The following is a 1742-nucleotide window of genomic DNA, read 5'->3' as shown; positions in this document are numbered from 1 at the left end:
CCTCGAACTCCGGCTTGAGCATGCCCTTGAGCGACGCCTCGATCTCGTCGATCGCCTGGTAGATGACCGAGTAGTACTTGATCTCGACACCCTCGCGGTCGGCGAGCTCGGTGGCCTTGCCCTGCGGCCGGACGTTGAAGCCGATGATGACGGCATCTGACGCGGCGGCCAGGTTGACGTCGGTCTCGGTGATGGCACCGACACCACGGTCGATGACCCGCAGAGCAACTTCCTCGCTGACCTCGATGTTGGACAGTGCGTCCTCCAGAGCCTCGACCGCGCCGGCACCGTCACCCTTGAGGATGAGCAGCAGCTCGTCGGTCTCGCCCTTCTCCAACGACGACATGAAGTCCTCGAGGGTGCGGCGACCCGTGCGCTTGGCCAGGGCCGCGTTGCGCTCGCGTGCCTCGCGCTTCTCAGCCACCTGACGCGCGACGCGGTCGTCGTCGACGACCATGAAGTTGTCACCGGCACCAGGCACGGAGGTGAGTCCGAGCACCAGCACAGGACGCGACGGCGGAGCTTCCTCGACGTTCTTGCCGTGCTCATCGAGCATGGCTCGCACGCGGCCGAAGGCCGAGCCCGCCACGATCGTGTCACCGACGCGCAGCGTGCCGCGCTGGACGAGCACCGTGGCCACCGGGCCGCGACCGCGGTCCAGGTGCGCCTCGATGGAGAGGCCTTCGGCGTTCTGGTCCGGGTTGGCCCGCAGGTCCAGGGCCGCATCGGCGGTCAGGACGACTGCTTCGAGCAGGGCTTCCATGCCCGTGCCGGCCTTGGCGGAGACGTCGACGAACATCGTGTCGCCGCCGTACTCCTCGGGAACCAAGCCATATTCGGCCAGCTGGCCGCGCGTCTTGCTGGGATCGGCGTCGGGCTTGTCGACCTTGTTGACCGCAACCACGATCGGCACACCAGCGGCCTTGGCGTGGTTGAACGCCTCGACCGTCTGAGGCATGACGCCATCATCGGCTGCGACGACCAGGACGGCGATGTCCGTGGCCTGCGCACCGCGAGCACGCATGGCGGTGAACGCCTCGTGACCGGGTGTGTCGATCAGGGTGATGCGTCGCTCGGTGCCGTCGACCTCGGTGGACACCTGGTAGGCGCCGATGGACTGCGTGATGCCACCGGCCTCCTTGTCCACCACGTTGCTGCTGCGCAGCGCGTCGAGGAGCTTGGTCTTGCCGTGGTCGACATGACCCATGACCGTGACGACCGGCGGGCGGGCCACGAGTTCGGCTTCGCCGCCATCGTCCTCGCCGAACTCCAGCGAGAAGGACTCGAGCAGCTCTCGGTCCTCGTCCTCTGGGGAGACGACCTGGACGTCGTAGTTGAGCTCTTCACCGATCAGCTGCAGTGTCTCGTCGTTGACCGACTGGGTCGCCGTGACCACTTCACCGAGCGCGAACAACATCGCCACGAGCGATGCCGCGTCGGAATTGATCTTGTCCGCGAAGTCAGTCAGCGTCGCGCCGCGAGCCAGACGCACGGTCTGACCGTCGCCCTTGCGCAGCCGCACGCCACCGATGGTGGGCGCCTGCATCTGGTCGAACTCTTGACGCTTCGCGCGCTTGCTCTTGCGACCACGACGCACCGGGCCACCGGCGCGACCGAACGCACCCTGTGTGCCGCCGCGCTGGTTGCGACCGGGGCCGCCAGACCGCGGGGGTCCGGAGAATCCGCCGCCGCCGGGGCGACCGGGAGCACCACCACCGCCGGGAGCACCGCCGCCGCCGGGG

At 68.1% G+C, this 1742-nt stretch carries 1 protein-coding gene; it reads right to left on the bottom strand.

Annotated features, from left to right (window positions below):
• A partial coding sequence (gene infB, locus WB508_RS07440) for a translation initiation factor IF-2 (RefSeq protein WP_423844253.1) occupies positions 1-1742 on the bottom strand: 1742 nt, incomplete at both ends.

Source organism: Aeromicrobium sp., assembly GCF_049586495.1.
Lineage (GTDB): Bacteria > Actinomycetota > Actinomycetes > Propionibacteriales > Nocardioidaceae > Aeromicrobium.
The sequence above is the reverse complement of the archived record's forward strand: the minus strand, read 5'-3'. Positions and strand labels throughout refer to the sequence as shown.